Genomic DNA, 24345 nt, shown 5'->3' with positions numbered 1-24345 from the left:
CCGTCGTGAGGATTTCGACAGGCTCAATCGACGGGCAGTGGCGCCCGGAGGCAATGGTCGGTGCGCGTAGCGAGGCGTCCGTGAGCTGTGCCTCATGGGGTCGGTGCTGCGACGCGGATCGGGCCATGGGTCGAAGGTCGACCTCTCACCAGGCTGCATCAGCGCGCGATGATACTCGGCAGGACGTTCATCAGGTGGGATTCACTCTCGACGCGGCCGTCGCCCTCACTCGACCAGTGGGGTTTGTGGGGGAGGAGCTCCGCCTTCCAGCGCCTCCCTGCCGGGCGCGTAGCGAGGACCTGGAGCAGGCCCCGTTGAGCCCGGTGAGGCGTGTCGAGCGTTTCACGTGAAACACCGGAGTGCCCTGCGCCTCGGCAGGTGTCTGCGCGATAGCCCTCTGGCCCTGCGCCACAAACAGATCTGCCCCATGTTTCACGTGAAACATGGGGCAGAGTGTGCGTTCGGCGCGTTACTTGGTGAAGCCGGGCTCGCCGATCTCGCCGAGAATACGGTTGAGGTCGCTCACGGTGGCGAAGTCGATCGTGATCTGACCCTTGCGTGCACCGAGGCGCATCTTCACGCGGGTGTTGAGCCGGTCGCCCAGACGCTCGGCGATCTCGTTGAGGTGACCCTGGCGTGTTCCTGCGTGAGGCTTCACCTTGGGAGCGGGCTTCGGGCTCTTGCTCGCGGCAGCCTCGGCCGCACGCACGGAAAGATCCTCGTTCACGATCTTGTCGGCGAGGCTCTGCATGGCCTCCGGCTCGACGACCGAGAGAATGGCGCGGGCGTGGCCCGCCGACAACACGCCGGCGGCAACGCGCAGCTGAACGGGGGAGGGGAGCTTGAGCAAGCGCAGCGTGTTGGTGATCTGCGGGCGCGAGCGACCGAGCCGATTGCCGAGCTCCTCCTGTGTGATGCCGAAGTCGCTGAGGAGCTGCTGGTAGGCGGAAGCTTCCTCCAGGGGGTTCAACTGGGAGCGGTGGAGGTTCTCGAGCAGTGCGTCCCGCAGCATGTCGTCGTCTGCTGTGTCGCGGATGACGGCAGGAATGGTGTCGAGCCCGACCTCCTTGGTGGCACGGAGCCGGCGCTCACCCATGACGAGCTCGTACTTACCGGTCAGCTCAGGGTGCGGACGCACGACAATCGGCTGCAGCACGCCGATCTCGCGCACGCTGTGCACGAGTTCGGCGAGATCCTGCTCGTTGAAGACTGTGCGGGGCTGCACGGCATTCGGAACGATGTCGGCCGGGTTCAGATGCGCCAGACGGGCGCCTGGCACCACGAGCAGTTCGTCACGGCCGTCGGCGTCGGCCAGGGCCTGAGCCGCACCGATCGTGTCCGGGAAGAACACGTCGACGGGCCGCCCACGAGTCTCGTCGATCGTGGGGATCAGTGCGCCGATGCCGCGCCCGAGTCCGGTTCGCTTCGCCATGACTACCTGCTTCCTGTACGGGGGGTGACTACGGGTGCGCCTCGACGCGCCATCTCGGCTGCCGCCTCCTGATAGGAGAGCGACCCGGTCGAATTGGTGTCGTAGCTGATGACGCTCTGACCGTAACTCGGAGCCTCGGAGACGCGCACGGAGCGGGGAATGATCGTGCCGAGCACCTGCTGGGGAAAGTGGTCGCGAACGTCCTGAGCGACCTGATTCGCCAGATTGGTGCGCGAGTCGTACATCGTGAGGAGGATCGTCGAGACGCGGAGCACGGGGTTGAGATGCTTCTCGATCATCTCGATGTTCTTCAGCAGTTGGCTGAGCCCCTCGAGTGCGTAGTACTCGCACTGGATGGGGATCAGAACCTCGCTCGCAGCCACAAAGGCGTTGATGGTGAGGAGGCCGAGCGACGGCGGGCAGTCGATGAAGACGTAGTCGTACGGCTCGTCCATCTCCGCGATGTGGAGATCGAGGGCTCGACGCAGGCGCTGCTCCCTGGCAACGAGCGAAACCAGTTCGATTTCCGCTCCAGCCAGGTGAATATTTGCTGGAACGCAGTACAGCTCGCCCTCTTCTGGGCTCTTCTGAACCACCGCGGAGAGGGGGAGATCCTCGATGATCACGTTGTAGATGCTCGGCACATCGGCGCGATGCTCGACACCGAGCGCGGTCGAGGCGTTGCCCTGCGGGTCGAGGTCGATGACCAAGACCTTGGCGCCGAGACGTGCGAGCGCGGCGGCCAGATTGACGGCCGTCGTCGTCTTGCCGACGCCGCCCTTCTGATTCGAGATCGTGAGCACGCGTGTCTTCTCGGGGAGCGGAAGCTTCAACTCCGCGATCGCCTGGCGTCGCCGCGTCAGCGTCGCGACCTCCTCGGCCAGGGGAGCGTGGGACGGCGTGCTGGCCGCCGCATCCTCCGTCAGCGCCGCATGCGTGGCGGCATCCCAGTCGATGGCACCGGTGGTTGGATCGTCCTCTGCGCTCGATACGGTCGGAGCCGAAGTTTCGTCGGCGGATTGTTTCACGTGAAACACTGCTTCTTTCTCGTCGTCAATCAATTCAGTCGTGGCGCCGGCCTCGGTCACGCCGGCGTGGATCTCGACGAGGTCATTCGCGTCAATTTCAGTGCTGTGGGAGCCATTCTCCGGTGACTCGGCGCCGAGTCGTGCGCCGACAATCGCATCAAATGCGGCCAGGGAGACGACGGGGGAGTGGTCGTCGGACGATCTCAGGGTGTCGACTGCATCTGCGGCGGGCGGGGCGGACTCATCGCGCCCCTTCTTGTGGAACCATCCACGGCTCGCGGCATTCGCCATCTGCAATCCATTCCCTGTGTCGGTCGTCTCACGAGAGCGCCGACACCGCGGTGCCGGAACCGAACGAACGAGCACAGCATGCGTCGTACGCAGCAACCGGCGACGAGAGGAGTCGACTAACCCACTGTAGCCCGGATGACGCGGGTTTCTTCGCTCAGAATGCCTTCGCCGAGCACAAGAACCTCGACATCGCGCAATTTGTACTTGCGGATCGCCTTCTCGGCCGCCGTGATCTCGCCAGGGGCGCCTGCGCCCTTCATCAGCACGAGCTCACCGCCGGAACGGAGCAGGGGAGCGGTGAGCGGGATCAGGGTGCGCAGCGCGCTGACGGCCCTGGCCGTCACCTGATCGAACGTGCCCTCGCGCTTGGTCTCCTCGGCGCGAGCGCGCAGAACCTCGACATTGGCCAGTCCGAGTTCCTTCACCTGGTCGTTCAACCACGCGACGCGGCGCTCCATCGGCTCAATCAGGACGAAATTCACGTCTGGTCGGGCGATGGCGAGCACGAGACCGGGGAGGCCAGCACCACTGCCGACGTCGCCGACGAGGCCAGGGCGCAGCAGTGGCGCGACAATCGCGCAGTTCAGGATGTGTCTGGTCCACAGACGGGGAAGCTCGAGCGGCCCGATCAGGCCGAGCTCCTCACCGTGCGTCGCGAGGTTTGTGGTGAATGCCCGCGCCTGCGTCAGCTGCTCGCCGAAGACTTCGGCGGCAACGAGTGGTTCCGACTCAAGGGTGTCAGTCATGGTTTCACGTGAAACTATGCGCGGCGCGTGATGACGGTGTGGCGGTCGCGACCCTCGCCGTTGGACTCGGAGGTGTAACCCCGCTCACCGACGATGTCGTGCACGAGCTTGCGCTCGTAGGAGGACATGGCGGGCAGAGCCGCCGACGCCGCTCCGCCCTCGATGCGCTCGATGGCGCGCGTCACGAGGGCGGTCAACTCGGCCTCGCGGGCGTCGCGGGAGCCGCCGATGTCGAGGATGAGACGCGAGAATCCGCCCGTCTTGCTCTGCACGGCGAGGCGCGTGAGCTCCTGCAGAGCGTTGACCGTGTCCGGCTTCGAGAGCACAGAGATGTTCGCCCCAGCGCCGGCGTTCACCGAGAGGTACGCACGGCCGTTGCGGGCGTCGATGTCGATGTCGCCGTCGAGGTCGCAGATGTCGAGGAACTCCTCGATGTAGTCCGCGGCGATGTCGCCCTCCTGCTCGAGCTGGGCCTGGGAGGGCGCTGCGGTGCGCTCCGTGCCTTCCGCTGCCGCCTCGAAGGTGGCAGCGGTGCCCTGCTCCGGTGCCTCGAGAGCAGAGGCGTCAACGGTGGTGGTGTTCTGAACGTCGGTCATCTGCGTCCTACTTCTGGTCGCCGGGCTTGGTTTGCTTCTTCGCCCGGTTCTTGCTGATCGGCTGCTGCCGCTGGGTCTTCTTGGCCGCCTCTTCGTCGACGACGATCACGGTGCCGTCGGTGGCGACGAGCTTGCCCTTGCGGGCCAGACGCTCCTCGCGGGCCTTGGCCGCCTCGCTGCCGGGGGTCGGCATGTTCCGGATGACGACGAACTGCTGAACCATGGTCCAGATGTTCGAGGTGAGCCAGTAGAACATGACGCCGAGCGGGAAGGCGACACCGGAGAAGGCGAAAACGAGGGGGAGTAGGTAGAGCATGATGCGCTGCTGCTTGAACATCGGGCTCGCCTTGGTCTCCGGCGACATGTTCTTCGAGACGATCTGCAGCTGGGTGATGAACTGCGAGGCGGTCATGAGCACGACCATGACGGCGGCGATGATCATGACGGAAGCGCTGAACGGCTCACCCTCGAGCATCAGCGTCCACTGTGAGGCGAAGGAGCTGTGCAGCGGCGCGACGCCGAAGAGCTCGGCGTCACCGAACTGCTTGGCCAGCTCGGCGTTGAGCGGGCCGACGCCGGTCTTGCCGTGCTGGGCGTCATTGAGCACCGAGAACAGTGCGAAGAAGATCGGCATCTGCAGCAGCAGCGGCAGGCACGAGCTCAGCGGGTTGGTGCCGGTCTTCTTGTAGAGCTCCATCGTCTCGCGCGACATCGCCTCGCGCGAGAACTGGTCCTTCTTGCCCTTGTACTTCTCTTGGATCTTCTTCAGCTGCGGAGCAACCTCCAGCATGCGGCGCTGGTTCTTGATCTGCCTGACGAAGATCGGGATCAGAGCGGCACGCACCACCACCACGAGGCCGACGATGGCCAGCACCCAGGTGAGGCCGGCGGCAGGGTCCATGCCCATCGCGCTGAACAGCCAGTGCCAGCCGACGAGGAGTAGCTCAACAGCCCACTTCAGTGGCCACAGAACGATCGAGATCAAGTCCATTGTTGGGGTCAGCCCTTTCCTTGGCCTGCGACGACGAAGCCGGATGCCGTCACGCGATAGCGCCGCACACGTTTGAGGGGAACGTCGTCGATTCCGCCCTCGGCCCAGGGGTGGCACCGCACGATACGGCGGGCCGCCAGCGCCCCGCCGACGACGACACCGCGATCTTGCACAGCGGTGAGCGCGTACTGGGAGCACGATGGGTAATAACGGCACACATCGCCATAGAGCGGTGAGATCACGGCGCGATAGACGCGCAGGAGTAGAACGACGATGTTGCGCGGCACAAGCAGTGCAGTTGCGACAAGTCTGTTCACGAGGAACTCTCCCGGCGACGAGATGTGCTTGAGTTCGCTGAACGAGTCAAAGACTCCGCGAGCTCACTCCGCAGGGTTTCCCACGAAGCTGTGGAGCAATCGGGCAGCGCGCGGATGACCACGTCGACGCCCGGTTGCACCCGGTCAAGCATCAGATAGCTGGCCGCCTTGAGTCGTCTGCGCACGCGATTGCGTTGCGTTGCACCGCCGACCGTCTTTGCGACGATAAAGCCAAAACGAGCGCCCTGACCGCGCGAAGCAGCTGCTTCGGGATCAGAACGCACATACGTCACGAAGTGAGGCGTGACGAATCTCCGCCCCCGACGTACGACTCCTTTATAGTCGTCGCCCGTCGTGATGCGGTTCGCCTTGGCAAGCACTGGGCTTGAGATCGAGCCTGGGTGCTTAAGCGGAAAGCTCGACGCGACCCTTGCGGCGACGAGCGCCGAGGATCGCGCGGCCGGCACGCGTGCGCATGCGCAGGCGGAAACCGTGCACCTTGGCGCGACGACGGTTGTTCGGCTGGAACGTTCTCTTGCTCATTGTGTGTACTCCACGTCTTGGATCTCCACGAGCCTCGATGTGGCCGGGAAAGAAATTTGGGCAGCCAGAAGGCTGGGGTCAACCTATTAAAACTACGGCCTGAGCAGGCTCCGGTCAAACCGGATGCCTGATCGGCTGCGGATTCTCCATGATCTTCACAGCTTGCGCAGCAGCGACACGCGGGCGCCCCGCCCAATATTCTGCTGGTCTCCGGGTCGGATCTGAGCATTCACCACGAAGTTATCCCCAGCAAGATACCCATAGTTCCGCTAGTTTTGTCTGAGTTACCCACAGCGGTGGATAACTCTGTGAGTACTTTTCATCTTTCTCGGATCCATGGCACCGCCATCCGCACGCAGCACCACTGCCGCGGCCCCGAGGTAGGCACGAGCATCGCAGAAACACCAAGCAGTGTGGAGAACAATGGCCGACGTCGAACAGCCGATCGAGAACACCTGGAGCGATGTGCTCGCGGGACTCACATCGGACAGCACGATCACCCCGATGCTGTACGGCTTCCTCAACCTCGTCGAGCCGAAGGGGATCGCGGCGGGCACCTTCTATCTGGAGGTTCCGAACGACTTCACCGCGAGCATGCTGAACCAGCGCATGCGGACGTCGCTGCTTGCGGCGATGAGTGCCATCGGAACGCCAGCGATCACCAACTTCTATGTCGTCGTCAATCCCGAGCTGGAGAACGACGCAGCGACACAGCAGGCATTCGAGTCCCCGGAGTCCCTGGGGGCGCCTCAGACGATGCCGGCTCAGCAGCCTGTCGCCCCGATGACACCACCCAATGTCGTCGAGACCCCGGCGACCCCACAGTCCGTCTTCGAGCACAGCTCACCGGAACAGTCCAATGACACCCGGTTGAACCCGAAGTACAGCTTTGACAACTTCGTCATCGGCCAGTCGAACCGATTCGCGCACGCTGCGGCGGTCGCCGTTGCCGAGGCGCCGGCCAAGGCATACAACCCTCTCTTCATCTATGGCGATTCCGGGTTGGGCAAGACCCACCTCCTGCACGCCATCGGGCACTACGCCATGAGCCTCTACCCCGGGGTGCGCGTTCGCTACGTGAGCTCGGAGGAGTTCACCAACGACTTCATCAACTCGATCGCCAATAACAGGGGAGCGGTCTTCCAGTCCCGATACCGGAACATCGACATCCTCCTGATCGATGACATCCAGTTCTTGCAGGGCAAGGCCGAGACCCAGGAAGCGTTCTTCCACACCTTCAACACGCTGCACGACCACAACAAGCAGGTGGTCATCACAAGCGACCTGCCCCCCAAGGCGCTCACCGGCTTCGAGGATCGCATGCGCAGCCGCTTCGAGTGGGGCCTCATCACCGATGTGCAGGTGCCCGACCTCGAGACCCGCATCGCCATTCTGCGCAAGAAGGCGCAGTCAGAGCGGATGCAGGCCCCGGACGACATCCTCGAGTTCATCGCAACCAAGGTGTCCTCCAACATCCGGGAGCTCGAGGGAACGCTGATCCGTGTCACCGCCTTCGCCAGCCTCAACCGCACGCCGGTCGACATGAATCTGGTGCAGACGGTATTGAAGGACCTGATCACCCTCGATGAGGACAATGTGATCGCGCCGGCGGACATCATCACGAACACCGCTGACTACTTCAAGCTCACCGTTGACGACCTCTACGGCTCGAGCCGCTCGCAGGCCGTCGCCACGGCCAGGCAGATCGCGATGTACCTCTGCCGTGAGCTCACCAACCTCTCACTCCCCAAGATCGGGCAGCTGTTCGGCAACCGCGACCACACCACGGTGATGTACGCCAACAAGAAGATCAGCGAGCTCATGAAGGAACGTCGCTCGATCTACAACCAGGTCACCGAGCTCACCAACCGCATCAAGCAGAACCACCGCTACAAGTAGGGGCTTGCGCTCGACGCGCCCGGGCCGCCAGAATATTCCACTACTCACATGTTGTGGATAACTTGTGGATAGTTAATGAGCAACTCGCATGAAGCTGTTGAAGAATGCCGTGTTCTTGTGGGTTTCAGCCCTTCGCCGCGGTCCACACCTCATGCATGAGGGCATTAACGCTCACACAGCTTCAACAAGTGACAGCCGCGTAGTTCTCTGTGTATACAACGAATTAACATAGTTATCCACAGTTTCCACAGCGGTTAAGACCGTTAAAGAATTCTTAAAGAGATCTCCCATGCGACAACCTTGTGGACGGCCGAGCCGCCCACGACCCGAAACGAATGACAAGAAACCCACGCCGTAATGGCAGGGGTTAGCATGGAGCCCAGCCAGTCAGCCCCGCTGTCTGGCGCAATCGACAAGCAGCGAACAGGAGCGCCTTCGTGAAGTTTCAGGCCAATCGGGATGTCTTCAGCGAGGCGGTTTCCTTCGCCGTCAAGCTCCTCCCGCAGCGCACAACGCTGCCGATTCTGAGCGGTGTGCTCATCCAGGCCACGGAGACCGGGCTGATCCTGTCGTCGTTCGACTACGAGGTCTCGGCGCAAACGGAGATCGCAGCCGATGTCGAGGAGACAGGCACTGTGCTCGTCTCCGGCCGTCTCCTCGCCGAGATCGCCAACAGGCTTCCCAATGCGCCCGTGCGCTTCAGCACCGAGGAAAGCCGCATCATCGTCAGCAGCGGATCGGCCAGCTTCACGCTGCTGTCCATGCCGGTTGAGGAATACCCGAGCATCCCGCAGATCAGCTCCGAGTCCGGGCTCGTGCCCGCCGAGGAGTTCGCCGCCGCCGTGGCTCAGGTCGCCGTCGCCGCTTCGCGTGACGATGTCACCCCGGTGATCACGGGCGTCCAGCTCGAGGTCAGCGAGAACAGCCTGGGGCTCGTCGCCACCGACCGCTACCGCGTCGCCGTTCGCGAGATCAACTGGGATGGCGGCAACAACGCCAGTGGCGAGACCATCACCGCCCTGGTGCCGGCTCGCACGCTGCAGGAAGTCGGCAAGACCTTCGGCAACGCCGGAACGATCTCGGTCGCCATCACCAACAACGACGACCGGGAACTCATCGCGTTCACGGCGAACAAGAAGACGGTCACCAGCCTGCTGATCAAGGGCAACTTCCCGCCCGTTCGCCGCTTGTTCCCCGAGACCACGCCGAACCACGCCGTGATGAACACGGCGGAACTCATCGAGGCAACGCGTCGCGTCGCCCTCGTCCTGGAACGTGAAGCCGCCCTTCGCTACAGCTTCTCGGCTGACGGCCTCACGCTCGAGGCCATCGGTTCCGAGCAGGCGCAAGCCTCCGAGACGATCGACGCCGTGCTCACCGGCGACGAGATCGTCGTCTCGCTCAAGCCCCAGTTCCTGCTCGATGGCCTGGGCGCCGTCCACTCCGAGTTCGTGCGCATCTCGTTCACTCGCACCGAGAACCCGAACAAGCCAGGCCCTGTGCTGATCACCAGCCAGAGCTCGAAGGAAGAGCCGAGCGCCGACAGCTACAAGTACCTGCTGCAGCCCAACCTGCTGCTGCGCTAGGCCGCATCCTCCAACCCCGAACTTGACGCAACGTCGCGCCACTCGCACGATAGCCACGGCATCCGTCGTGGCTGCACCTCAAGCCAAGGAAACACCATGCACATCGGTCTCATCGGTCTCGGAAAAATGGGCGGCAACATGCGCAGCCGCCTGCGCGCACAGGGCATCGAGGTCACCGGCTTCGATCGCAACCCCGACGTCACGGATGTCGCGACCGTCGCCGAGATGGTCGCCGCGCTGCCCGCGCCCCGCACCGTCTGGGTGATGGTTCCGGCCGGCGCCATCACGGATGCCGTGATCGGTGAGCTGAACGAGCTGCTCGAGCCCGGGGATCTGGTGATCGATGGAGGCAACTCCCGCTTCACCGAAGACTTCAAGCACGCCGAGCTGCTCGGAACCAAGGGCATCGACTACATCGACGCCGGCGTGTCCGGTGGAGTCTGGGGCCGTGAGAACGGTTACGGCCTGATGGTCGGCGGCAGCGCCGCCCAGGTCGAGCGCGTCATGCCCGTCTTCGACGCACTGCGCCCTGACGGCCCGCGTGAGGAAGGCTTCGTGCACGTCGGTGAGGTCGGCGCCGGCCACTACGCCAAGATGGTGCACAACGGCATCGAATACGCCCTGATGCAGGCCTACGCCGAGGGCTATGAACTCCTCGACGCACGCAGCGACCTGATCAAGGACGTGCCGGGAACATTCAAGGCCTGGCAGCGCGGCACCGTCGTGCGTTCCTGGCTGCTCGAGCTGCTCGTGCGCGCGCTGGACGAGGACGCCGATCTCAGCGACATCGAAGGCTACGTCGACGACTCCGGCGAGGGTAGGTGGACCGTCGAGGAAGCCATCGCCAACGCCGTCCCCGTCCCGACGATCAGCGCGTCGATCTTCGCCCGCTTCGTCTCCAGACAGGACGATTCGCCCGCCATGAAGGCCGTCGCCGCTCTGCGCAACCAGTTCGGCGGGCACGAGGTCAAGAAGGCCGAAGGCTAGAGTGACCGGCGGGCTGTCAGAGGGAGCCCGATAAAGTTGGGGCCGTGTTCGTTTCGCATCTGAGTCTCAGCGACTTCCGCAATTATGCGGTCGCCGAGGTCGAGTTGCGCCCCGGTGCGAATCTCATCGTCGGGCGGAACGGGCAGGGCAAGACGAACCTCGTCGAGGCGCTCGGCTATCTCAGCACGCTCGGCTCGCATCGCGTGTCGAACGATCATGCGATGATCCGCGCCGGCCAGGACGCCGCGATCATCCGGGCCAGGCTCGAGCATGGGCAGCGGTCGATTCTCGCTGAGGTCCAGATCAACCGGGTCGGAGCGAATCGGGCACAGATCAACCGATCCGCGATCAAGCCGCGTGAGTTACCGCGCTACTTCTCCAGCGTGCTGTTCGCGCCGGAAGATCTCGCGCTTGTGCGGGGCGAACCGTCTGGCAGGAGGCGCTTCCTCGACCAGCTGTTGATCCTGCGCTCCCCGCGTCTGTCCGGTGTGCTCACCGACTACGACCGTGTGCTGAAGCAGCGCAACACGCTGCTGAAATCGGCCAGGGCACGCGGGGTGCGCGGCGACGCACTGTCGACCCTCGACATCTGGGATGAGCGCCTGGTCGCACTGGGCTCAGAGATCATCGATGAGCGCCTGGAGCTGATCCGCGCGCTCCTCGACCCGCTGCGCCGCGCCTACCACGCCGTCGCCGGCGATGACCACGGCCCCGATCTGCGCCCGCAATTGAGCATTCTCGGCGCGGACATCGACGGTGACGATGAGCTCGGCCCCGTGATGTCGCCCCTTCGGCAGGTCCAGGGCGGGCCTGGCCAGAGCAACGGGCATGACCCCAGGGCCGGCGATGGCCTGAACGGCGGGAGCGGCGGCACGGCTGAGCGCTTCCGCTCTGCACTCGCAGCGGTGCGCGGCAAGGAGCTCGATCGCGCGATCACGCTGGTCGGGCCACACCGCGATGACCTCATCTTCATGTTGAATGCCCTCCCTGCCAAGGGTTACGCGAGCCACGGTGAGTCGTGGTCGTTCGCGCTCGCCCTCAAGCTGGCCGCTGCCGAGATCCTCCGCCGCGAGACCGCAGCCGGCGACCCCGTCTTGATCCTCGACGACGTCTTCGCCGAGCTTGACCAGCAGCGCAGGAGCCGCCTGGCCGACGCCGTCACCGGTTACGAGCAGGTGCTCATCACCGCTGCCGTCCTCGAAGACGTGCCTGCGGCTCTCGCTGCCCATACGATCCACATCCGTGCAGGGGAGGTCGTCGATGCCTGATCTGCCGATTGTGCCGGGGAGCCCAGGGGAACCCGCGGACCAGGACGACGCGGCGAAAGCAACGGTCCAGCACCGGTCTGCCCTGCCGGACGAGACGGAGGCGAGCCGGGTCTACCTGCACCTCAAAGAGGTTTTCGGGGGATTCCCACGCGGAGCACGCCTCAAGCGCAAGAAACGTCTCGACCCGACGGAGAGCCAGGCATTCGGCATCGGCCGCGACCCGAAAGGGCTCGGTGACTCCCTCGAACTGCTCACGAAACAGCTGGGCTGGCGGGCGCCGCTCACCCAGGCCGATCTCCTGAACTCCTGGGCGGATATCGCCGGAGCCGAGACCGCCAAGCACTCGACGCCGCTCGGGATCGACGACGGGGTGCTCACTGTGCAATGCGAGTCGACGGCGTGGGCGACGCAGCTGCGACTCATGCGTGTTGAGATCATGACGCGCATCGTCACGGAGTTCACCGAAGCAGGTGTCGTGTCCATCCGCTTTCAGGGGCCGAACGCCCCTTCCTGGAAAAAGGGCCCCAGATCGATTCCAGGGCGTGGCCCACGCGATACCTACGGCTAGGCAAACAAATTCGGTCAACTGCCGAAATCAAGGCCGTCAGATCGCGAAATCTCCCCGGGGATGGTGCCCTTCTTGGTAGCATGGGGAGTCGCCTAAACGACGGTCAGGAGCCTAATTTCATATGACATCGGAACCGAATACGAGCGATGCAGTGCCCGAATACGGAGCAGACGACATCCAGGTTCTCGAAGGACTTGAGGCGGTGCGCAAGCGTCCGGGAATGTACATCGGTTCGACCGGTCCCCGCGGCTTGCACCACCTGGTCTACGAAATCGTCGACAACTCGGTCGATGAGGCCCTCGCCGGCTACTGCGACGTCATCGACGTGACGATCCTCGCCGACGGTGCCGTGCGCGTGATTGATAACGGCCGCGGCATCCCCGTCGACCTGAACAAGGCTCTCGGCAAATCGACGGTCGAGGTCGTCCTCACCGTCCTGCACGCAGGCGGAAAGTTCGGCGGCGGCGGTTACGCCGTCTCCGGCGGTCTGCATGGCGTCGGGTCCTCCGTGGTCAACGCCCTCTCCAGCCGCCTCGAGGTCGAGGTCAAGCGCCAGGGCCACGTGTGGCGTCAGAGCTACAAGCACGGCGTGCCAGACGCACCGCTCGCCCAGGGCGAGGCCTCGGATGAGACCGGAACCCAGATCACCTTCTGGCCGAGCGCCGACACCTTCGAGACAATCGAATTCGACTACGAGACGCTGCGCGCACGCTTCCAGCAGATGACGTTCCTCAACAAGGGACTGCGCATCAACCTCACCGATGAGCGTGAGTCGAGCCGTGACGACGAGGGCAAGCCGCGTCACAACTCCTACTTCTACGAGCAGGGCCTCCGCGACTACGTCGAGTACCTGAACACCGCCAAGAAGGCCGAGGTCGTCCACGACGAGATCATCTCCTTCGAGTCGGAGGACACCGAGCGCAAGATCGCGCTCGAGGTCGCGATGCAGTGGACGATGGCATACACCGAGAGCGTTCACACCTACGCAAACACCATCAACACGCACGAGGGCGGAACCCACGAAGAGGGCTTCCGTGCCGCGCTCACCACGCTCGTGAACAAGTACGCACGCGAGAAGGGGATCCTCAAGGAAAAGGACGAGAACCTCTCCGGCGACGACGTGCGCGAGGGTCTCACGGCTGTCATCTCGATCAAGCTCGGCGAACCGCAGTTCGAGGGCCAGACCAAGACCAAGCTCGGCAACACCGAGGCGAAGGCATTCGTGCAGCGCGTCGTCGGTGTCGAGCTCGCTGACTGGTTCGACCGCAATCCGAACCAGGCCAAGGACATCATCCGGAAGTCGCTGCAGGCGGCAACGGCTCGCCTTGCCGCCCGCAAGGCTCGCGAGGGTGCCCGTCGCAAGGGCCTGCTCGAGTCCGGTGGAATGCCGGGCAAGCTCAAGGACTGCCAGTCGAAGGACCCCTCGATCTCCGAGGTGTTCATCGTCGAGGGCGACTCGGCCGGCGGTAGCGCCGTGCAGGGCCGCAACCCGGAGACTCAGGCCATCCTGCCGCTGCGCGGCAAGATCCTGAACGTGGAGAAGGCTCGCCTCGACCGCGCGCTCGGCAACAACGAGGTCCAGGCCATGATCACGGCGTTCGGCGCCGGCATCGGCGAGGACTTCAACACCGAGAAGGTCCGCTACCACAAGATCGTTTTGATGGCGGATGCCGACGTCGACGGCCAGCACATCACGACGCTGCTGCTGACCCTGCTGTTCCGCTACATGCGGCCGCTGATCGACCTCGGTTACGTCTACCTGGCGCAGCCGCCGCTGTACCGCCTTAAGTGGTCGAACTCGGCTCACGAGTACGTCTACTCCGACCGTGAGCGTGACGCGCTTCTGGTCGAGGGAGCGGCTGCGGGCAAGCGCATCCCGAAGGACAACGGCATCCAGCGCTACAAGGGTCTCGGCGAGATGGACTACCAGGAACTCTGGGAGACCACGATGAACCCGGAGACCCGCACACTGCTGCAGGTCACGCTTGACGATGCGGCCGCGGCCGACGAGATCTTCTCCACCCTGATGGGTGAAGACGTCGAGAGCCGCCGCAACTTCATTCAGCAGAACGCGAAAGACGTGCGCTTCCTGGATATTTGATCGCACGAGCCGCGAAGCGGCGAGTCGATCAAGGCTTGAGGGAACCGGCCCTTCCGGCCGGTTCCCGAAGCCCTCACGGCACGCGCTGCGGCGAAGCCTCTGAGAGCACCCGTACGAACTTGAGTAAGAAGTAGACGAGAAGACAAATGGCAGACGAAGACAACATCACCGGTGGCGAACAGCTGAGCGCCGACGAGCAGCAGGTCGCCGACACGTTCAAGGCGCACGGCAAGATCGACCAGGTCGATCTGCAGCTGGAAATGCAGCGGTCCTACCTCGACTACGCCATGAGCGTCATCGTCGGGCGTGCGCTTCCCGATGTACGCGACGGTCTGAAGCCGGTGCACCGCCGCGTTATCTATGCGATGTTCGACGGCGGCTACCGCCCGGACAAGGCCTTCTCCAAATGCTCGCGCGTCGTCGGCGACGTGATGGGCCAGTTCCACCCGCACGGTGACAGCTCCATCTACGACGCGCTGGTGCGCCTCGTGCAGCCGTGGAGCCTGCGCTACCCGCTGGCCCTCGGCCAGGGCAACTTCGGCTCACCCGGCAACGACGGCGCCGCAGCCCCGCGATACACCGAGACCAAGATGGCCCCGCTCGCCCTCGAGATGGTCCGCGACATCGACGAGGACACCGTCGACTTCCAGGACAACTACGACGGCCGCACCCAGGAGCCGTCGGTTCTGCCGTCCCGCTTCCCGAACCTGCTCGTCAACGGCTCGGTCGGCATCGCGGTCGGCATGGCCACGAACATCCCGCCGCACAACCTGCGCGAGGTGGCAGCCGGTGCCCAGTGGTACCTCGAGAACCCCGACGCGACGCGCGAAGAGCTGCAAGAGGCGCTCATGCAGCGCATCAAGGGGCCCGACTTCCCGACCGGCGCCCAGATCCTCGGCGTCAAGGGGATCCACGACGCCCAGCGCACCGGCCGCGGCTCCATCACGATGCGCGCCGTCGTCAATGTCGAAGAGATCCAGAACCGTACCTGCCTGGTCGTGACCGAGCTGCCGTACCAGGTCAACCCGGACAACCTCGCGATCAAGATCGCCGACCTGGTCAAGGACGGCAAGATCAGCGGCATCGCCGACATCCGCGACGAGACCTCCGGTCGCACCGGCCAGCGCCTCGTCATCGTGCTCAAGCGCGACGCCGTCGCCAAGGTCGTGCTGAACAACCTCTACAAGCACACCCAGCTGCAGGAGAACTTCGGTGCGAACATGCTCGCCATCGTCGATGGCATCCCGCGCACGCTCTCGATCGACGGCTTCATCCACGCCTGGGTCATGCACCAGGTCGAGGTCATCGTCCGCCGCACCCAGTTCCGCCTGAAGAAAGCCGAAGCAGAGGCACACATCCAGCGCGGCTACGTGAAGGCGCTCGACGCCCTCGACGAGGTCATCGCCCTCATCCGCCGCTCCCCGGATGTCGAGAAGGCACGCCTCGGCCTGATGGACCTGCTCGGCGTCGACCAGTTGCAGGCCGACGCGATCCTCGCCATGCAGCTGCGTCGACTGGCCGCCCTCGAGCGCCAGAAGATCATCGACCGCTTGAACGAGCTCGAGCTGGCGATCGCCGAGTTCCACGCGATCCTCGCATCCGAGACCCGCCAGCGCCAGATCATCATCGACGAGCTGGCCGAGGTCACCGCGAAGTTCGGTGATGACCGCCGCACGGAGATCATGTACGGCTACGACGGCGACATGAGCATCGAAGACCTCATCCCCGAGGAGGAGATGGTCGTCACCGTCACCCGCGGCGGCTACGTCAAGCGCACCCGAAGCGACAACTACCGCAGCCAGCACCGTGGCGGCAAGGGTGTCAAGGGCGCCCAGCTGCGCGCGGATGACGTCGTCGAGCACTTCTTCGTCACGACGACGCACCACTGGCTCCTGTTCTTCACCAACGCCGGCCGCGTCTACCGTGCCAAGGCCTACGAGATCCAGGAGGCCGGCCGCGACGCGAAGGGCCAGCACGTCGCGAACCTGCTCGAGATGCAGCCGGACGAGGAGATCACACAGATCCTCGACATCCGCGACTACGCGGTTGCGACGTACCTGGTGCTCGCCACCCGTGACGGCCTGATCAAGAAGACGGCGCTCTCCGAGTACGACACCAATCGGTCCCGCGGCATCATCGCCATCAAGCTGCGCGAGGGCGACGCCCTGGTCTCGGCGATGCTGCTGAACGAGGACGACGACGTGCTGCTCGTCTCGCGCAAGGGAATGTCGATCCGCTTCAAGGCCAGTGACGAGGCCCTGCGCCCGATGGGCCGCAGCACCTCCGGCGTCGGCGGAATGCACTTCCGCGGTGACGACGAGCTGCTGGACGCATCGGTCGTCAGCGACGAGGGCTACGTCTTCGTCGTGACCGAGGGCGGATACGCCAAGCGCACGTCCGTCGACCAGTACCGACTGCAGAACCGCAACGGTCTGGGCATCAAGGTGGCCAAGCTGAGCGAGGACCGTGGCGATCTGGCCGGCGCGATCATCGTCGAGGAGCAGGACGAGGTCCTTGTGGTTCTTGCCAGCGGCAAGGTGGTACGCTCTGACGTCGCTGAAGTCCCTGCCAAGGGGCGCGACACAATGGGCGTTGTATTCGCCAAATTTGCCGATGACGATCGAATCATCGCCATCGCGAAAAACACCGAACGCAATCTGGAGAACGCCGACGAGGAGTCGGATGCGCCAGAGGGCGAACCCGGGAAGGATGAAACCGTAAATGAGTAGTGTCGCTGACAAGCTGGCGAAGAAATCCAATCGACGTCCGTCGACCAAGCAGGTGCGCCTGAAGCTGGTCTACGTCGACTTCTGGTCGGCCGTGAAGCTGTCGTTCCTGGTCTCGATCTGCCTGGCGATCATCACGATTGTCGGCACGTTCCTGATCTACACGGTGCTTGACTCGACCGGCATCTTCGATGAGGCCGACAAGCTCTTCAAGGACATCACCGGCGGGGCTCAGAGCCTCTCCGAGATCCTCTCCCTGCCGCAGGTGATGGGGTTCACCGTCGTCGTCGCGCTGCTCGATCTCGTCGTCGTGACGGCGCTCGGCGCCATCATGGCCGTGCTCTACAACCTCAGCGTGAAGGTCACCGGCGGCGTGCTCGTCGGCTTCACGAACAATTAGACGCGCGCGGGAATACGTGCCCGATTTCACCTTTCGGGCAGTGGTCAGGTAGTCTCATATCTGCCCATTCGGGGATATAGCTCAGGCGGTTAGAGCGCTTCGCTGATAACGAAGAGGTCCCAGGTTCAAGTCCTGGTATCCCCACGAAATGGCTGGAACAAGTAATTGCACCGGTCATTCCTACGGTGAAGATTCCCAGAATCTTCTCCGCGGGGCCTTAGCTCAGTTGGTAGAGCGCCTGCTTTGCAAGCAGGATGTCGGGAGTTCGATTCTCCCAGGCTCCACAGTCACAGATCAGAAAAGAAGGCCGACGAGAGTCGGCCTTCTTCTGTTTAACCGGTCGATCGAGTCGTCAGCGGCACTAGTGTTGCGGCATGGACATCAGGGTTGCTGCCTACGGGGTGATCATTCGCGACGGGTGCATTCTGCTCGCACACTGGAATGAGCACGGGCGAAGCGGATGGACGCTTCCAGGAGGCGGCCTGGAGGGCGGCGAGAACCCAGCGCAGACCGCCGTGCGGGAGATCTTCGAGGAAACCGGCTACCACGCGGGCCTCGATGTGCTCCTGGGCATCGACAATCACGTCATATCCGCCCGCTCACGCATCGCGGGTGCCACACACCCGCTCAACGCCATTCGCGTGCTCTACCGGGCGCACATCATCTCGGGGGAGATCACCCACGAGCTCGACGGTTCCAGTGACGAGGCGCGGTGGGTTCCACTCGACGAGCTCGAGAGCCTCAAGACCGTCGAGCTCGTGCGCATTGCCCTGGCACTGAATGAGCGTATGCCGGCCAACGGCATCCCCGATGAGCGCTGAGCTGCGCTACCAGCAGACCAGCGGGTGAAGAAAACGAAAAGCCGCCACCCCGCGGGGTGACGGCCGATCGACTGGGTTCGACTAGGCGCGCGGCCCGTCGAACGGGGTCTCGTCATCGGCGACCCAGAGCTCGTCATCCGCTCGGAAGGTCTGCCAGACCGCGTAGGCGACGCCCGCAGCGACCAGCACGGCCGCCGTCAGGGCAATCGTTCCGCCGATACCGGAACTCTTCTTCTCCGGCACGACGACCTTCTGCTGTGCGACGCGGTTGAAGGCGGCACGCACTCGGGCATCACGGGCGACGTCGCCGACGCTCATCACAGCGCCGATGGCGTTGCCGAGTGCGGGCACGACGGCGCGCTCGATCGTTGCACCGGTTCCCCTGGCGAACTCGCGGGCGGTGTCCACTCCCGGGCGTACGTAGGTCGCGTAGCTCTCCCGCACGCGAGGGGCGACCTCTTCGCGGGTGAGGTGGCCGAGCTGACGGCTGGCCTCGCGGGCGACGCCGTTGGCGTGGTCGAGGACGGCCTGCTGGTGCTCCCACAATTCTTCGGCGCTACTGCGCAGGTGGTCGAGTTCTTTGCGACGCTTTCGTGACAGGCTCATTCGGACCCTCCATCGTGTCTCTGGCGAACAGCTACCATCTTGCCACCGAATGGGCTGTGAACGGGGCGAGAGTTTGCAGTTCGTTGCGCGCGAACATCGCGGGACGGCCAGGATGCCTGTGAGAGAATGTTGCTATGTCCAAGCACACCGCTGTCGCAACGCTCAACACCAACTACGGCCCGATCAAGGTGAACCTGTTCGGCAACCATGCCCCGAAGACCGTCCGCAACTTCGTCGGACTCGCCACCGGTGAGCAGGAATGGACCCACCCGAGCACGGGCGAGAAGAGCAACACGCCGCTCTACAACGGTGTCGTCTTCCACCGCATCATCCCCGGATTCATGATCCAGGGCGGCGACCCGCTCGGCCAGGGCATCGGCGGCCCCGGCTACCAGTTCGACGATGAGATCAGCCCCGACCTCGACTTCACCCAGCCCTACATGCTGGCCATGGCCAACGCGGGCATCCAGGGCGGTCGCGGAACCAACGGTTCGCAGTTCTTCATCACCACTGCCCCGACCACCTGGCTCCAGGGCAAGCACTCCATCTTCGGCGCCGTCGAAGACGCCGACTCTCGCGCCATCGTCGACAAGCTCGGCTCGGTTCCCACCGACGGCCGTGACCGTCCCCTCGACGACGTCGTCATCGAGAGCATCACCATCGAGCAGCTCTAGGCTTCGCATGAGCTCGGTGCCGGACTCGGCGGCAAACTACTGCTACCGGCACCCCTCGCGTCAGAGCTTCGTGCTCTGTCAGCGTTGTGGCCGTACCATCTGCCCCGACTGTCAAACAGTCGGGGCAGTTGGCGTTATCTGCCCTGAGTGCATGCGTGAGCAGCGGGCATCGGCGCCCCGCACCAAGTCGGCGCTGTTGACCCGGATGACGGGACGCGGCGCACCGGTTGTGACATACAGCCTCATCGGCATCACCCTGCTCGTCTTCGTGCTGCAGGTCCTGCCCGTCATCGGCAGCCAGGTGACCGGCGCGCTCTGGTACGCCGGCGTGTACTCGCACCCGGGATCGTTCGAGCCGTGGCGCATGATCACGTCGATGTTCGTGCACTCGACCGGCTTCATCTTCCACGTGCTGCTCAACATGTACACGCTGTGGATCTTCGGGCAGTTGCTCGAACAGCTGCTCGGGCGCTGGCGGTTCCTCGCGCTCTACCTGATCGGCGGATTCGCCGGATCGGTCGGCGTTCTGCTGCTGAGTGACCCCCTCACCCCTGTGGTCGGGGCCTCCGGCGCCATCTTCGCTCTGATGGGTGCGTTCCTCGTTATTCAGCGGCGGCTCGGTGGCAATGCCACGCAGCTGCTGGTGCTGGTCGGCATCAACCTCGTCATCGGCTTCATCCCCGGCATGAACATCGCATGGCAGGCGCACCTCGGTGGTCTCATCGGTGGTGCCGTCGTCGGACTGATCTTCGTCGAGACGCGCAAGCGCGATCAGCAGAAGCTGCAGATCGTCCTCCTCGTGGCGTTCTCGCTCGTTCTGGTGCTCCTCAGCCTGCGCTATTTCTTCTTCCCGCTGTTCTGACGGGCCCGAATCTCTCCACAGAGTTCTCCACAGAATCTATCCACAGGGTTATTAACACTGGGGATAATTACACGGATGTAACTTTCCACACGGGTAAACGGCTGTGGATAACTTTCTAATGGGGTTACACCGCTCGGGGTCGCGACCGCCAGCCGACACAAAAATGGTCGCCGCCCCATGGGGCGGCGACCAGATCGTCGATGGGGGTGGCGTCAGCGCCAGCGGGTCGTCATGAGGAAGCCGATGAAGGCGATGCCGAAGCCAACCAGGATGTTCCACGAACCGAGCGCGGCGACGGGCCAGGCGCCCTGGCTGACGTAGAAGACGATGATCCACACCAGCCCGAGCAGCATGAAGCCGAACATCACGGGCTTGAACCAGACCGCGTTCGGGGCGTCTTCACCGGAACGGTTGTCAACCACAGGTGCGGGCTTCGATGATTTCGTGCGTGCCATGCGAGCGATTCTATCCTGATCACCTCGGAGTTGCTGAGCACAGCGGGGCGCCGGGCATGGCTCGAATAGGATTGGGCCATGACCGAGGCCCACGTTGCGACCCCGACGAGGCGGCGTCGCGCCAGGCGACGCGTCAGCGTCGTTGGTGTCCTCGGTGAGTTACTGATCACCGCCGGCGTGCTCGTGCTGCTCTTCCTCGCCTGGCAGCTGTGGTGGAACGACGCCGTGATGGCCAATCAACAGACGAGTTCCGCGGCATCCCAGAGCCAGGAATGGATTGGGCAAGCCGAAGCACCCGTCACCCCGCAGGAGCCGGCGGACCCGGCGACGCCGATCGACTACGGTGAGCCACCCGTGGCCGCCCCTCCCGAACACGGCGAGATTCTCGGCGTGCTCTATGTTCCGCGCTATGGGCCGGAGTATGCGCGCAACATCGCGGTGGGCACGACCTTTGATGTCCTGAACAGCATGTATCTCGGCGTCGGACGCTACGAGAACACCCAGATGCCCGGCGAGGTCGGAAACATGGCGTTGGCGGCGCACCGCAGTGCGTGGGGCGGGGGCATGCACCTGATCAACGAGCTCCAGCTCGGCGACGGGATCTACGTGCAGACGCCGGACGGCTACTACACATACCGATTCCGCAATCTTGAGTATGTGCAGCCGAGTGCTGGTGACGTTCTCGCGCCCGTTCCACGCCAGGAGGGCGTCGCGCCCGCTGAGCGGCTCATCACATTGACCAGTTGCAATCCGCTGCTCTCCACCGACGAGCGCATCATCGCCTACGGCGTGTTCGAGAGCTGGCAGCCTCTCAGCGCTGGGCCGCCGGCCGAGATTGCCGCACAAGTCGCCGCTCAGGCGCAGGAGGGCTGACCGATGTACGGTGCATTGTGGCGGGTTCTCCCCGGACCGATCTGGGTACGCATCATTCTCGTGCTGCTGCTCGTGGTCGCGGTCCTCTACTCCCTCTTCACCTGGGTCTTCCCGTGGGTGGAGACGCTCATCAACAACCAGGAAGCAACGGTCGGAACATGACTCGCATACTCGTCATCGATAACTACGACAGCTTTGTCTACACCCTGAACGGGTATCTGCAGGAGCTCGGCGCAGAGACCGTCGTCGTGCGCAACGACGACTACTCCGCCGCGGATGCCGCTGCGCGTGCCGCCGAGTTCGACGCCGTGCTGGTGTCGCCAGGCCCCGGCAAGCCCGCCGACGCCGGCGTCTCGATCGCGACGGTGCGCGCCGCATTCGCCGCAGGACAGCCGCTGCTCGGCGTCTGCCTCGGGCACCAGGCCATCGCCGAGGCATTCGGGGCGACCGTGACGAACGCCGAGGAGCTCATGCACGGCAAGACCTCACTCGTCAGCCACGACGACAGCGACTTCTACGCAGGCGTACCGCAGCCGTTCACGGCCACCAGGTACCACTCGCTCGCCGTCGTCGAGTCCACGGTTCCCGAGGAGCTCGTCGTGACCTCACGCACGCAGGGCGGCGTGATCATGGGTCTCCGCCACGCGACGGCGCCGCTGTATGGAGTGCAGTTCCACCCGGAATCCGTTCTCACGGAGGGCGGTTACCGTATGCTCGGCAACTGGCTCGAGAGCGCCGGCCTGGCCGGCGCCGCGGACCGGGCCGTCGGGCTCAACCCGCTGGTACGCCTGAGCTGAGTCTCACCCGCGAGGAGACGACTTCGGGCCAACGCTCATGGCCTCGCTCGTTCCTCCGTCAGCCGACGATCAGCGTCAGTCGCCCGAGCAGTAGCTGAGCTGCACCGTTGAGCGCTGCGGCACGTCGCCGACCAACGACTGGTGCGTGATCGGATCGCCCGGCTGTGCCGCGCAGGCTGGGTCGGGCACGGGTTCGGCTGTGAGTTGCAGATCGGGCCCGGCGAGGATCGAGGTCGCCGCGCTGAGTGTCTGGCTCGTGAGATCAGGCAGAGTCACGAGGCCGCTGGACACGGTGAGATTCACGGTGTCACCCTCGTGGGCGGATGCCCCGCCGGCCGGGTCTGTCTCGAGTACGACGTCGGCCGCAATCGTCGGCGAATTCTGCTTCGTCGTGAGCCCGAGGACGAAGCCGGCTTCGCCCAGCTTCGCCTCGGCATCCGCGATGCTGAGGTTGGCGACATCCGGAATGGGAATCACAACCTTGCCAGACGAGACGTACACGGTGATCATGGTCTCTGGACTGACAATGCCTCCAGCGGCCGGCATGGTGCGGATCACCTGATCGACGGGAACCGTCGAGCTGGCCTCCCGCGCCTCCACGGACTGCAGTTCGAGCCCGGCCAGGGCTTCCTGGGCCTCGGCAAAACTCAGCCCGGTGAGTACGGGAACCTCGCGTGAGGTCGGTGGCAGCTCGGTTTCCGTGTTCAGGTTGAGCACCCAGATCATGACCGTGATCACGATCACGATCACGCTCAGCACGCCGGCCCAGATCCACAGCGCAGGTGGGCGGCGCTGCGTGCGCACCATGTTGGTGTCTTCGGAGAGTTGCTTGAGCGCCAGTTCGGAACCGGAGATGCTGTGCGGGTCCTGGCTGAAGAGCGAGGTCGCGGAGGAATCGGGTGCCCGGTGAATGGGAACCTGACCTGCGCCGGCCAGGTCGAGGTCCGCGCGGAACTCGGCGGCGCTCTGGTAGCGCTGCTCGCGGTCCTTCGTCATCGCCCTGGCCACGACGACGTCGAGCGCCGGCGACACCTGGGGGTTGAAGCTGCTGGGCTTGGGTGCGGTCTCAGACACGTGCTGGTAGGCGATCGCCACCGGCGTGTCGCCGCGGAACGGCGGCCGAGACGTCAACATCTCGAACAGCACGACACCGGTCGAGTACAGATCGGTGCGCGCATCAACGATCTCGCCCTTGGCCTGCTCTGGAGAGAAGTAGGAGGCGGTGCCCAGGATCGCGGTCGTCTGAGCAACCGTCGTCGAGGAATCGGAGATGGCCCTGGCGATGCCGAAGTCCATCACCTTCACCTGGCCGTTGCGGGTGATCATGATGTTGCCCGGCTTGATGTCGCGGTGAACGACACCGGCACGGTGCGAGTACTCGAGCGCGGTGAGGACGCCGTCGAGGATGCGAACGGCCTCGGCCGACGAGAGCGGCCCCTGCTTGATCAGATCCTTCAGCAGCGTGCCGTCGACGTACTCCATCACGATGAACGGCAGCTGCGACTCGTGGCCGTTCGCGTCGGTGATCGTCTCCTCGCCGGCGTCGAACACGCGCACGATCGTCGGGTGGGCCATGCGCGCGGCGGCCTGCGCCTCCTGACGGAAGCGCGTGCGGAACGCCGGGTCGCTGGCGAGCGACGGCTTAAGCAGCTTGATGGCCACCGTGCGCCCGAGGCGGGAATCCGTTCCGCGGTGCACGTCGGACATGCCGCCGCGGCCGATGAGGTCGCCAACCTGGTAGCGCCCAGCGATCAGGCGACCTTCCTCAGACACAGCGA

General features: G+C 64.4%; 25 protein-coding genes and 2 tRNA genes. 16 read left to right on the top strand and 11 right to left on the bottom strand.

Going from position 1 to position 24345, the window contains the following annotated elements:
* Positions 1–469: 469 nt before the first annotated feature.
* From EV379_RS16465 to rpmH, 8 genes are all read right to left on the bottom strand, one after another.
* Positions 470–1432, bottom strand: a complete 963-nt coding sequence (locus tag EV379_RS16465) for a ParB/RepB/Spo0J family partition protein (RefSeq protein WP_130507087.1) — start codon at positions 1430–1432, stop codon at positions 470–472.
* 2 nt (positions 1433–1434) lie between these two features.
* Positions 1435–2358, bottom strand: a complete 924-nt coding sequence (locus EV379_RS16460) for a ParA family protein (protein WP_278044054.1) — start codon at positions 2356–2358, stop codon at positions 1435–1437.
* A gap of 509 nt (positions 2359–2867) precedes the next feature.
* Entirely contained in the window at positions 2868–3497 is a 630-nt protein-coding gene (rsmG, locus tag EV379_RS16455; protein ID WP_130507085.1) for a 16S rRNA (guanine(527)-N(7))-methyltransferase RsmG, read from the bottom strand.
* Positions 3498–3511: 14 nt separating this feature from the next.
* Positions 3512–4093 carry a Jag family protein gene (locus EV379_RS16450; protein ID WP_130507084.1) on the bottom strand — a complete coding sequence of 194 codons (582 nt, stop codon included), beginning with the start codon at positions 4091–4093 and terminating at the stop codon, positions 3512–3514.
* Positions 4094–4100: 7 nt separating this feature from the next.
* Positions 4101–5084, bottom strand: a complete 984-nt coding sequence (yidC, locus tag EV379_RS16445; protein ID WP_130507083.1) for a membrane protein insertase YidC — start codon at positions 5082–5084, stop codon at positions 4101–4103.
* 8 nt (positions 5085–5092) lie between these two features.
* Positions 5093–5401, bottom strand: coding sequence for a membrane protein insertion efficiency factor YidD (gene yidD, locus EV379_RS16440; protein WP_055841305.1), 309 nt, complete (start codon positions 5399–5401; stop codon positions 5093–5095).
* Entirely contained in the window at positions 5398–5781 is a 384-nt protein-coding gene (gene rnpA / locus EV379_RS16435) for a ribonuclease P protein component (protein WP_130507082.1), read from the bottom strand. The genes yidD and rnpA overlap by 4 nt, the downstream gene beginning before the upstream one ends.
* Positions 5782–5806: 25 nt before the next feature.
* A complete protein-coding gene (gene rpmH / locus EV379_RS16430; RefSeq protein ID WP_047408363.1) occupies positions 5807–5944 on the bottom strand; it encodes a 50S ribosomal protein L34 in 138 nt (45 codons plus the stop codon).
* A gap of 423 nt (positions 5945–6367) precedes the next feature.
* Here rpmH and dnaA point away from each other — a divergent pair, with 423 nt between their 5' ends.
* The 11 genes from dnaA to EV379_RS16375 all read left to right on the top strand — a co-directional run bounded on the left by dnaA (position 6368) and on the right by EV379_RS16375 (position 18300).
* The gene (dnaA, locus tag EV379_RS16425; protein ID WP_130507081.1) at positions 6368–7843 is read left to right on the top strand and encodes a chromosomal replication initiator protein DnaA; all 1476 of its coding nucleotides are present in this window, start codon (positions 6368–6370) and stop codon (positions 7841–7843) included.
* 437 nt (positions 7844–8280) lie between these two features.
* Entirely contained in the window at positions 8281–9429 is a 1149-nt protein-coding gene (gene dnaN, locus EV379_RS16420) for a DNA polymerase III subunit beta (RefSeq protein ID WP_120253995.1), read from the top strand.
* Between the two features lie 96 nt (positions 9430–9525).
* Positions 9526–10416, top strand: coding sequence for a phosphogluconate dehydrogenase (NAD(+)-dependent, decarboxylating) (gene gnd, locus EV379_RS16415; protein WP_130507080.1), 891 nt, complete (start codon positions 9526–9528; stop codon positions 10414–10416).
* Positions 10417–10460: 44 nt separating this feature from the next.
* A complete protein-coding gene (gene recF, locus EV379_RS16410) occupies positions 10461–11684 on the top strand; it encodes a DNA replication/repair protein RecF (RefSeq protein WP_130507079.1) in 1224 nt (407 codons plus the stop codon).
* Complete coding sequence (locus EV379_RS16405) at positions 11677–12252, top strand: DciA family protein (protein WP_130507078.1); 576 nt, start codon at positions 11677–11679, stop codon at positions 12250–12252. Before recF ends, EV379_RS16405 begins: the two co-directional genes overlap by 8 nt.
* Before the next feature lie 121 nt (positions 12253–12373).
* Positions 12374–14353, top strand: a complete 1980-nt coding sequence (gene gyrB, locus EV379_RS16400) for a DNA topoisomerase (ATP-hydrolyzing) subunit B (RefSeq protein ID WP_130507077.1) — start codon at positions 12374–12376, stop codon at positions 14351–14353.
* A gap of 146 nt (positions 14354–14499) precedes the next feature.
* The gene (gene gyrA, locus EV379_RS16395; RefSeq protein ID WP_130507076.1) at positions 14500–17082 is read left to right on the top strand and encodes a DNA gyrase subunit A; all 2583 of its coding nucleotides are present in this window, start codon (positions 14500–14502) and stop codon (positions 17080–17082) included.
* A complete protein-coding gene (locus tag EV379_RS16390) occupies positions 17075–17479 on the top strand; it encodes a DUF3566 domain-containing protein (RefSeq protein WP_130507075.1) in 405 nt (134 codons plus the stop codon). The genes gyrA and EV379_RS16390 overlap by 8 nt, the downstream gene beginning before the upstream one ends.
* A gap of 70 nt (positions 17480–17549) precedes the next feature.
* Positions 17550–17623: transfer RNA gene (locus EV379_RS16385), tRNA-Ile, on the top strand.
* Between the two features lie 67 nt (positions 17624–17690).
* Positions 17691–17763, top strand: a tRNA-Ala gene (locus EV379_RS16380).
* A gap of 90 nt (positions 17764–17853) precedes the next feature.
* A complete protein-coding gene (locus tag EV379_RS16375) occupies positions 17854–18300 on the top strand; it encodes an NUDIX hydrolase (protein ID WP_130507074.1) in 447 nt (148 codons plus the stop codon).
* Between the two features lie 81 nt (positions 18301–18381).
* Here the strand turns inward: EV379_RS16375 and EV379_RS16370 are convergent, their stop codons facing one another.
* Positions 18382–18906, bottom strand: a complete 525-nt coding sequence (locus EV379_RS16370; RefSeq protein WP_130507073.1) for a DNA helicase — start codon at positions 18904–18906, stop codon at positions 18382–18384.
* 134 nt (positions 18907–19040) lie between these two features.
* Here EV379_RS16370 and EV379_RS16365 point away from each other — a divergent pair, with 134 nt between their 5' ends.
* A complete protein-coding gene (locus EV379_RS16365) occupies positions 19041–19580 on the top strand; it encodes a peptidylprolyl isomerase (RefSeq protein WP_130507072.1) in 540 nt (179 codons plus the stop codon).
* Between the two features lie 151 nt (positions 19581–19731).
* Complete coding sequence (locus EV379_RS16360; protein WP_242616425.1) at positions 19732–20442, top strand: rhomboid family intramembrane serine protease; 711 nt, start codon at positions 19732–19734, stop codon at positions 20440–20442.
* 212 nt (positions 20443–20654) lie between these two features.
* Here the strand turns inward: EV379_RS16360 and EV379_RS16355 are convergent, their stop codons facing one another.
* A complete protein-coding gene (locus tag EV379_RS16355) occupies positions 20655–20897 on the bottom strand; it encodes a cell division protein CrgA (protein WP_055841269.1) in 243 nt (80 codons plus the stop codon).
* Between the two features lie 78 nt (positions 20898–20975).
* Between EV379_RS16355 and EV379_RS16350 the strand changes: the two genes are divergently transcribed.
* The 3 genes from EV379_RS16350 to EV379_RS16345 are packed head-to-tail and all read left to right on the top strand — an operon-like array spanning position 20976 to position 22567.
* Positions 20976–21770, top strand: coding sequence for a class E sortase (locus EV379_RS16350; RefSeq protein WP_130507070.1), 795 nt, complete (start codon positions 20976–20978; stop codon positions 21768–21770).
* Positions 21771–21773: 3 nt separating this feature from the next.
* Complete coding sequence (locus EV379_RS17270) at positions 21774–21932, top strand: hypothetical protein (protein WP_165397393.1); 159 nt, start codon at positions 21774–21776, stop codon at positions 21930–21932.
* Positions 21929–22567, top strand: coding sequence for an anthranilate synthase component II (locus tag EV379_RS16345; RefSeq protein ID WP_130507069.1), 639 nt, complete (start codon positions 21929–21931; stop codon positions 22565–22567). Before EV379_RS17270 ends, EV379_RS16345 begins: the two co-directional genes overlap by 4 nt.
* A gap of 75 nt (positions 22568–22642) precedes the next feature.
* Here EV379_RS16345 and pknB read toward each other — a convergent pair whose 3' ends face one another.
* Positions 22643–24340 (bottom strand): Stk1 family PASTA domain-containing Ser/Thr kinase, encoded by a 1698-nt coding sequence (pknB, locus tag EV379_RS16340; protein ID WP_130507068.1) that lies wholly within the window; start codon positions 24338–24340, stop codon positions 22643–22645.
* Positions 24341–24345: the final 5 nt, after the last annotated feature.

Origin of the sequence: Microterricola gilva (assembly GCF_004217495.1) — a bacterium.
GTDB classification, from domain to species: domain Bacteria; phylum Actinomycetota; class Actinomycetes; order Actinomycetales; family Microbacteriaceae; genus Microterricola; species Microterricola gilva.
The sequence above is the reverse complement of the archived record's forward strand: the minus strand, read 5'-3'. Positions and strand labels throughout refer to the sequence as shown.